General features: G+C 39.8%; 15 protein-coding genes. 2 read left to right on the forward strand and 13 right to left on the reverse strand.

Going from position 1 to position 7527, the window contains the following annotated elements:
• Positions 1–18: 18 nt before the first annotated feature.
• The 5 genes from B2Y23_RS08960 to B2Y23_RS08980 form a co-directional block, all read right to left on the reverse strand.
• Positions 19–555: a hypothetical protein gene (locus B2Y23_RS08960; RefSeq protein ID WP_291370331.1), complete on the reverse strand. Its 537-nt coding sequence runs from the start codon at positions 553–555 to the stop codon at positions 19–21.
• 76 nt (positions 556–631) lie between these two features.
• Positions 632–958: a hypothetical protein gene (locus B2Y23_RS08965; protein ID WP_291370333.1), complete on the reverse strand. Its 327-nt coding sequence runs from the start codon at positions 956–958 to the stop codon at positions 632–634.
• On the reverse strand, positions 955–1737 hold the full coding sequence (locus tag B2Y23_RS08970; protein WP_291370335.1) for a phage antirepressor KilAC domain-containing protein: 783 nt from the start codon (positions 1735–1737) through the stop codon (positions 955–957). The genes B2Y23_RS08965 and B2Y23_RS08970 overlap by 4 nt, the downstream gene beginning before the upstream one ends.
• A complete protein-coding gene (locus B2Y23_RS08975; RefSeq protein WP_291370337.1) occupies positions 1734–2024 on the reverse strand; it encodes a hypothetical protein in 291 nt (96 codons plus the stop codon). The genes B2Y23_RS08970 and B2Y23_RS08975 overlap by 4 nt, the downstream gene beginning before the upstream one ends.
• Before the next feature lie 76 nt (positions 2025–2100).
• Complete coding sequence (locus B2Y23_RS08980; protein ID WP_075175435.1) at positions 2101–2265, reverse strand: Arc family DNA-binding protein; 165 nt, start codon at positions 2263–2265, stop codon at positions 2101–2103.
• Between the two features lie 143 nt (positions 2266–2408).
• On the opposite strand from B2Y23_RS08980, the gene B2Y23_RS08985 reads away from it, so the two are divergent.
• Positions 2409–2666 (forward strand): Arc family DNA-binding protein, encoded by a 258-nt coding sequence (locus B2Y23_RS08985; protein ID WP_291370340.1) that lies wholly within the window; start codon positions 2409–2411, stop codon positions 2664–2666.
• 53 nt (positions 2667–2719) lie between these two features.
• Here B2Y23_RS08985 and B2Y23_RS08990 read toward each other — a convergent pair whose 3' ends face one another.
• Positions 2720–3190: a hypothetical protein gene (locus tag B2Y23_RS08990; RefSeq protein ID WP_291370342.1), complete on the reverse strand. Its 471-nt coding sequence runs from the start codon at positions 3188–3190 to the stop codon at positions 2720–2722.
• A gap of 312 nt (positions 3191–3502) precedes the next feature.
• On the opposite strand from B2Y23_RS08990, the gene B2Y23_RS08995 reads away from it, so the two are divergent.
• A complete protein-coding gene (locus tag B2Y23_RS08995) occupies positions 3503–3673 on the forward strand; it encodes a hypothetical protein (RefSeq protein WP_291370343.1) in 171 nt (56 codons plus the stop codon).
• A gap of 61 nt (positions 3674–3734) precedes the next feature.
• Here the strand turns inward: B2Y23_RS08995 and B2Y23_RS09000 are convergent, their stop codons facing one another.
• The 7 genes from B2Y23_RS09000 to B2Y23_RS09030 form a co-directional block, all read right to left on the reverse strand.
• Entirely contained in the window at positions 3735–4130 is a 396-nt protein-coding gene (locus B2Y23_RS09000) for a hypothetical protein (RefSeq protein WP_291370344.1), read from the reverse strand.
• Between the two features lie 14 nt (positions 4131–4144).
• A complete protein-coding gene (locus B2Y23_RS09005) occupies positions 4145–4726 on the reverse strand; it encodes a Panacea domain-containing protein (RefSeq protein ID WP_291370346.1) in 582 nt (193 codons plus the stop codon).
• 317 nt (positions 4727–5043) lie between these two features.
• Positions 5044–5286: a hypothetical protein gene (locus B2Y23_RS09010; protein WP_228722407.1), complete on the reverse strand. Its 243-nt coding sequence runs from the start codon at positions 5284–5286 to the stop codon at positions 5044–5046.
• Between the two features lie 26 nt (positions 5287–5312).
• The gene (locus tag B2Y23_RS09015) at positions 5313–5798 is read right to left on the reverse strand and encodes a hypothetical protein (protein ID WP_291370349.1); all 486 of its coding nucleotides are present in this window, start codon (positions 5796–5798) and stop codon (positions 5313–5315) included.
• A 42-nt stretch (positions 5799–5840) separates the two neighbouring features.
• Positions 5841–6761, reverse strand: coding sequence for a phage tail tube protein (locus B2Y23_RS09020; protein WP_291370351.1), 921 nt, complete (start codon positions 6759–6761; stop codon positions 5841–5843).
• A 66-nt stretch (positions 6762–6827) separates the two neighbouring features.
• Complete coding sequence (locus tag B2Y23_RS09025; protein WP_291370353.1) at positions 6828–7262, reverse strand: phage tail terminator-like protein; 435 nt, start codon at positions 7260–7262, stop codon at positions 6828–6830.
• Positions 7259–7527: hypothetical protein (locus tag B2Y23_RS09030; protein ID WP_291370355.1), on the reverse strand; the 269-nt coding region annotated here is incomplete at its 5' end. The genes B2Y23_RS09025 and B2Y23_RS09030, both read right to left, overlap by 4 nt.

Here is a 7527-nt window from a genome sequence, read left to right on the forward strand (position 1 = left end):
TTTGATTTATTGGGGGGCTTATTCCCAATCTAAATTTTCAATATTAAATATAAATTGGCGCTTCCCTTCTTGGTAAAACGGCAATTCAATAATTAATTTTTTCGATTTTTTTATCTGCTGGATAATCTTCTCTTCTGTTTTGTCATAAGCTACAAATAAAACATCTGATTTATGATCATCTGTGCCAACCATAGTTATTTGCTGCACCGACCCATCATCAAATTTAAAAGCCGCCTCGCAATCTTGGATACCACAAATAAACTGCCCTTTGTCTATTGCAACAATAATATCTTGACCTTCATTATTTTTTCGCAAGGTCAAACCCAAGTGCGAACCCCCATTATAGGGAAATTCGAAATCTATAGAGTTAGTGCTTAGGGTTGTTGCGTGTTGTGATTTAGTCCCACGCATTTCATCTGTTGATGTGCCGTATTCCCAATTCGGAGTAACAGCTGGCTCAGCGGCTATTGCGGCTTGTTCATTTGGTCTCTCTTGATTGTCCGAACTGCAAGCAGCAAGCAAAAGAATAGCACTTAATATAAATAATTTTTTCATACCCCACCCCAAATTTCTAATTTAGAACAAGATACTAATTCCAGAATGAAAAAACCATCCCGAAGGATGGTTGTTTTTACTTAATCATCAAGACTATCGCCACAATGACCAAGATAGCTGTTAGCAGATAGCAATTGGTTCGCCACATCAGAATGGTTTTAGTACCTCGCTTTATTAAAGCATCGTACTCCCGCATTTTATCCATTGCGTGAGCCATCGCTGCATCACCTCTTTGCAGGAGAGTGATCATTTCTAATTTATCCTGCTCCAAGATTCGTCTTTCTTTGGCATGCAGGAGAATCATTTCATGATCCGCTAGAATTCGATATTTAATGTCCTCCAGCAGCTCATCACGGCTCATGCTTAGAATATCTTCGCTCAACTCAAAATCTAGATCATTCATGCTGTGCCGCCTTGATCTTTAGCTAGTTTTGCCAGACCTTTAGGCGTAATGCGTACCTGCTCAGTAATTTTGGTTGTACCATCACCTCGCGTCACCTCAGTTATCTTATGTTCCAGATAACCAGCTTGCACTTTGTCTTGATAACCCAGCCAATGAGAGTTACCTGCTCGCTTGTAAATCCATTTACCAGATGAAAGCTTGGCAATTAGATCTTTCGGGCGCATTTGCAGAGCTTTGGCCGCATCAGTTAGACATAAACTTCCATCAGCTTTGGCAATGCGATCATAGGCTTCTACTGAAGGCTTCATTTCCTGAACTTCTTCCTCTAAACCAACAATCCTTTCGGAGTAACCTAGAAGCAAATCTCTCAAAATGCGCGGATCGGCTAAAGACTTCATGGGATCAAAGTTTTGGATAAGCTCTTTGGCTTTGAAGTAGCCTTTGATTAATTGCTTCTGAACTTTCCAAGCCAAGTCATCAGTAAATGACTTAACTAGCATCAAGTAACCTGATTCAGTTAAAAGCTTTACATCACCATGACTTTTATCCGAGATAGAGCATATTTTGTGCGTCCGAATTTCGGACGAGCTAACCTCGAAATAATCTTCACCATCAACAAAATGCTCCTTATTATCGTTGAAACGTTTTCGAGCTGTGCCTTCTGGACGACCATGAACTTCATCAACCATTGCGAAAGTTACAACACGCTGACCTTGGTACTCAACAATATCCAAAACCTTATCAGCAACAGTCACACTGTTATTTAATTTTGCATTCATGCTACTGACTCCTGTGTTAATAACTTTGCCGCCTTTGGTGAATGTTGCTCAAAGTAAGCAACCTCTTCACAACACTCATCGACCCATTTATTTAAATGATCCCAAGTGATTGAAGCCAAGGTGTAAGCAGTGGTGTGCTTTTCAGACTTCTCCATGATTAGTGTGACAAGCGTCTGTAGGTCACTAAAGCCATTTTCAGCATTGTTAATAAAATCAACAAAGCGCTCTAGTTGGTGCTGACTGATCTGAACTTGATTCGCTTCAGTGATATGAGTTATATTTGACATGTTGATATTCCTTTGTTAACAACACGAAAGCTCCGGATCCGCCAAGATTGAGGGGCTTTTTTGTTGTCTGTAGTTTTCATGCTTTCGCTTCGTTTTGGTTTTCTCGCTTTTCTAACCATTCTTCAATGATCATATTTAGCTGAGCTGTGATAGTTCTGCGGTCTTTCTGAGTTTCCTCTTTAAATCGCTCTAAAGTTTTTTCAGGTATACGCACGTTTACCTGTGGATCTTGCCTTGCCATTTGGTTCTCCTTATAGCACATGATGTAACTCAACATCACAATCACATTAAAGCAGGTGCTTTATTTAGTGTCAACAAATTTTTGACTATTTATTTATAGCACTCTATAGTTTGTTCAAATGAACATAATGGTCAAATGAACAAATGGCACGTACAGACCCTCAAGTTAACTTTCGCATCCCCGCAGAACTTAAAGACAAATTAGACAATGCAGCCAAAGAGAATGGCAGAACTATCACCGCTGAACTAATCCTGCGCCTTGAAATGACTTTCGATCAGGATGATCAGGTAAGTGAATTGGTGGAACGCATTAACAAGCTTGAGGATGATATTCATGGGTTAAATGAAGACAATCGGGAGCTAGGTTATCGTGTTGATCGCATTGAATCTGGAATGAGATAATCCATACCCATCAAAAAAAGCACCCTAGGGTGCTTTTTTCAATCTGAACTAAATTATTTAATTACAGAATCTTCGATATTTTTAGGTAAATTAAGACTGACTTTGAAATTTCCAATTTTATTCTCATCTCCCCAATCACCATATATTAGCGCCTTGACTTCTATCGCTGCATCTTCTGATAGGTTTTCATTTTTTAATAATTTTAGAAATTTCACTGCATCATCGTCGCTTAAATACCCTATTTGAATATCATTCACAAGCACCATAACTGCATGTATATATTCCCTATTAGTGAAGTCCTTAACCAAAAGCGCAGTAACTACCTTGCTTACTGAATTTTCAAGCTTTGGACCTACTATTTCAACCAATGGCTCTTGGTGCTCTTTTTCACCAATAACTCTATGATTAAATTTATCTTTTGAAACTTTTTTAATTTCTCCACCCAATTTAAACTTAGTATGCGCACCTACCATAACAAAAGCTGTGACTACTATGATTATTACTATTAAAAAGGTCAGTCCCATAACCACTACTCTTTTATTTGTGCGATTTGAACTTATAAATTTAACATAGAAAAAAAGTGATTTTTTAGCCTCTAAGGAAGCCTCTTAAGGTATTTGTGTTTCTATATACTTTATTCTTATTTGGACACATTATAATTAACCAATTTAAAAGAAATTTAACCAAAAAATTCACTAGATAATAGCGCTTACATAAACTTGTAGGGCTCTAACCAAAAGCTTCATCATTTTACATACTCAGACATAGCTAATACTCATTAGGCTAATTTCCCCTCTACACTGAATTTAAGTCTTAGAAACGTAGAGGAAATTCAAATGAAAAAGTATTCGCAAGTTCTATTACTAACATTATTCGGATTCACTGGTACTGCAGCCATCGCAGCCGAATCTATTCCACCAGAAGCCACTGCTGCAGCTGAAGCTCAGCAAGCTGCAAATGAATATCAACATGAACAAGAACAGAAGACCAATAGCTCACATGAATGAACTAAAGCCCTCACTTGAGGGTTTTTTTAGCTAAAACCATTTTTTAGAGCGGTTTTATCTATCAGGGAAGATATTTTTTATATTTACGTGGTGTATCTCGGGAAATTCGAACACCTTGTTGCATTCTTAGTAATAAATCTGAATTTACTGGATCGGCTGGCCTCCAAGGGCCGTGATTTACACATCTACGTACATGCTCAAAATCTTCTATCTCTAATTTTTGATAATAAACATAGCTATCGTGAATGATAAATGGATGCTCACCCTCACGAACTATGCAAGTACCATCAAAATACTTTCCTTCATGTAAGGTTGTGATATTAACCTTAACAATGCATAGGCGATTTCCAAAACCTAGGTCAGGAAAGTGATTAGGGTCAAATAAAACCACATTTAAATGATCTTTTAAGCCGTCAGGGCGAAAAAACGCATCGCCAACCTTCCCTTCCCAATCCATTGGTTCAAATCACCCTAGCAGCATATTCTTGAATTTGATTGATTGATGCGGATTTCTGCCTCCATATCCTCAAGAATATGTTTCTGAAGTCCTTCATCAAAATTTAACGCTTTAAATAGAGTATCATAATGAATTGGAAAGCTACTAGCTCCAGGATCATTCCATTCTGGACAATGAGCATGAGTCCAATCAACTAACTGCCAACGCGTGAGATGACCAAACTCTTGCCAAACTTCATTCAATAAAGATATATCATTATCACTTAATTCTAATAAATCATCTTCATCTCGAATCAAGCTTTCATCTTTTAACGCAACCTCATTATCAGAACGATCTGAAATCCATTCATTCCAAAAGTCTTGATGGCGTACAGCGCCATTCATAACATTGTACGTTATAGATAAAACTGGACCATGCTTCATTGAAACAAGACTATCACCTATCAAAGGTCTATGGAACTTCCTAAAAGACTCACGTTCAGCAATATAAAGAAGTTTCATAAGTTTGAGGATTGGTAAACGACCATGAGCTTTATATAGAAAAAAAGCTGTTGCTTGGGTCAACTTTTTTTCATCAAATAAAAAAAGATTATCCATAGCTGGCAGTTCCATATGATCTGAATTTGGGATGAATATAACTCAAAGAATGATTTGTAGATTATGATTAGTATATGGTGCGGCACCTAGAGGCAACGTATTTACACTACGTTTACGATTATCGCAGAATTTATCGTACCTCAGCCTAGGCGTGGAGTATTTATACCGCGCTGCGACTACAAGGCCTATATTATTCCATATCGCATAATCGGTCAATACGCCACAGTCGCCGGAAAGTCAATATTAATGAACTAACCAGCACGTTAAATCTTGTCGCGCAGCTTCATCTATAAGCTATTTACTAGTAAGAAACCAACTCACGCTGACTTCTTACTCATCTTCTTGTAGGCCTCATCAATAAACCGATTATCCAGATCAAAGATGACTGCATTAAAGATATAACGCTCCACCGGCAACTCATACTGCTCACAATAGGCATTCAGGTCGGCAATACTCAAGGCTAGTGGTGTGCCTTGTTCATATCGGCGTGACCGAGCGATAGTATTGTAGGCTTCGATTAGAGCATTGGCTGTGTATGAATATGCAGGTGGATCAGGCAACTTAATACCCAAGGCTTCACGCTGTTTTATTTCGTGCTTGCTGAGTCCGGCGTATCTGTTGAGATAGGTGTAGAGCTCTCGGACTTTCCCAATACTTCATCTCGATAGTTATTTGCTTCGGCCTGGATCTGGTCAGCCTGTGCTTTTACAAAGGCCCAGATTGCCACGCCAATATCACCCATGTTGAAAAGCTTGGTTGTGTTTTCTGGTGAGCATTCCGGTTCAAACTCTTTGCCATTTTCAACAAAGATAACACCTTTCCATTCGGCTACCAGATGACATGCAGCAGCTTCAAGCAGTAGTTCATGATAAAGCTTGTCATCACTACCGGCAGTCGCCACATCATAACCTTTCGATAATAATTGATTCTGTGCGCGCTCAACCGCTACTCGATAAGCCTTGTAATCAGAGCCGCGAATCTTAAATTCAGCTAATACATTCCCTTCGCCATCTTTATATTCTTTCCAAAGAGCGACTTCTTTACTTTGTTGGATTGCTACTTTTAAAGCCATGTTTGATCTTCCAGAAGAAAACCGCCCGAAGGCGGTCAAGGATTAAGGTGCGATAATGCGAGTAATTTTAGGTGATACATTGATATGGTTAAAACTCACATCAAGCATAATGGTGTCTTCACCACCGCCATCTGGGTGATTGGCTTCTGACACTTCCAGCTCTGGGAACTCGAAGGCATAGCCGTTTCCCTCACCATCTTCAATAGAAAATTCTAGCGGCATGGTGTCACGCGATTTCACAAAGTCGATATAACCAGCCGCCTGGCTTGAGAAGATAAACTGACTGCTTAGCGTAATATCAACCATCTTTTCGAGATAGGTTTGCGCTGATAACTTTTGATTACCGATACAACGGATCGCTTCAAGGTTGTTGGAAATACTTAATTCAAGCGACTGCAAGCAAGATGTACCCACAATACTTTGACCATTTACAGTCAAATCACCAACATTGAGCGCAGAAACCATAACAGCTTTTGGAACTGGCACCGGGTTAACAACCGGATTTACAGTAGTACGTTCAAAGTCGGTGCCCACTAAACCAAAGGTTGCTGTGATTTTACCGGTTGTCGCAATAGACATTGATGCTTCACCAATGCGCACACCGCGGTAGATAAAGACTTGACCAATATCAGAGTGAAACTTCACAAAGGTAAATGTTTTGCGTACATCACCACCAAACTGAAGAACATCACCTACCCATTCATTCATAGCCACAGCTGACCAGAAGTCATCAAACAAGCCAACAGATAATTCAACTTCAAGCGATCCGGTAATTTCTGCTTCAGTCGCCATACCACCTTGACGGAAGCGAGTATCTGAAACACTGGCTGAGGTTTCTGTAGTTACTGATTCTGATAATCCATCACTCACTCGACGAACTGTTTTCCAGACTGGTACGGCTGGTAATACTTCCGGTGTTTCCTCTGCTGCATAGTAGAGGCGAATTTTTGCACCACTCGACATGGCTTAATACTCCTAATTTTTAGGCATAAAAAAACCACCTTTCGGTGGCGATAAATAAATTCTGTTTTAGTTAATTCGATAACTTACGTTTACGTTGTATTGATAAAAACTCATGGATGAAGGGTCGTCAATCGCTGATGAATGCCCTGCATCCAAAATATCAGCCTGAAGTATCTCCAAACCACCAACCTTATAGAATTGCATATGCTCTGCCCATTTATCGGCGAGCTTGGATAATTCCAGCGTTCCAGAGTGAAGTGGTGCAAATAACTGGATAAACACAATACCGGGTGTGCGAGTACATGGCTGATCACCAATACTTGCAATAAAAGTTCCGGCATTCTTTACTGTAACTTTCGCCCAGATCTGTCCAGCCGGGGGTTCATATGGTTTGCCGCCAACCTGAGGATTATTCGCCAATTGAATATTCGCTTTAGGCATGCCAGTGAATGTACCAACACGCGCAAGAATCGCTTGTAAGGCTTGAGTATTGGTCATCATCTGTATTTCTCACAAACGTATCGGAATGAAAGTGCGTAGACACCATTAGGTGCCTGTTGACTGTGACCATTTTCTAAAGCTAGGCCATAAGGGCTTAATGTCTGGATGTAAATAAGGCCACCTATTTTTGCTGTAGATGCTATTTGCAGTCCTTCACGTAGCGTTTCATTGCCTGATAGGTCATAACCTTTCTCATAAGCGTTCTGCGGGCTATCAAGCGTGACTTTGTGTGATGCCCTAAATTCACAATCCATGACAGGTGAGC

Origin of the sequence: Acinetobacter sp. UBA5934, assembly GCF_002430855.1 — a bacterium.
GTDB lineage: Bacteria > Pseudomonadota > Gammaproteobacteria > Pseudomonadales > Moraxellaceae > Acinetobacter.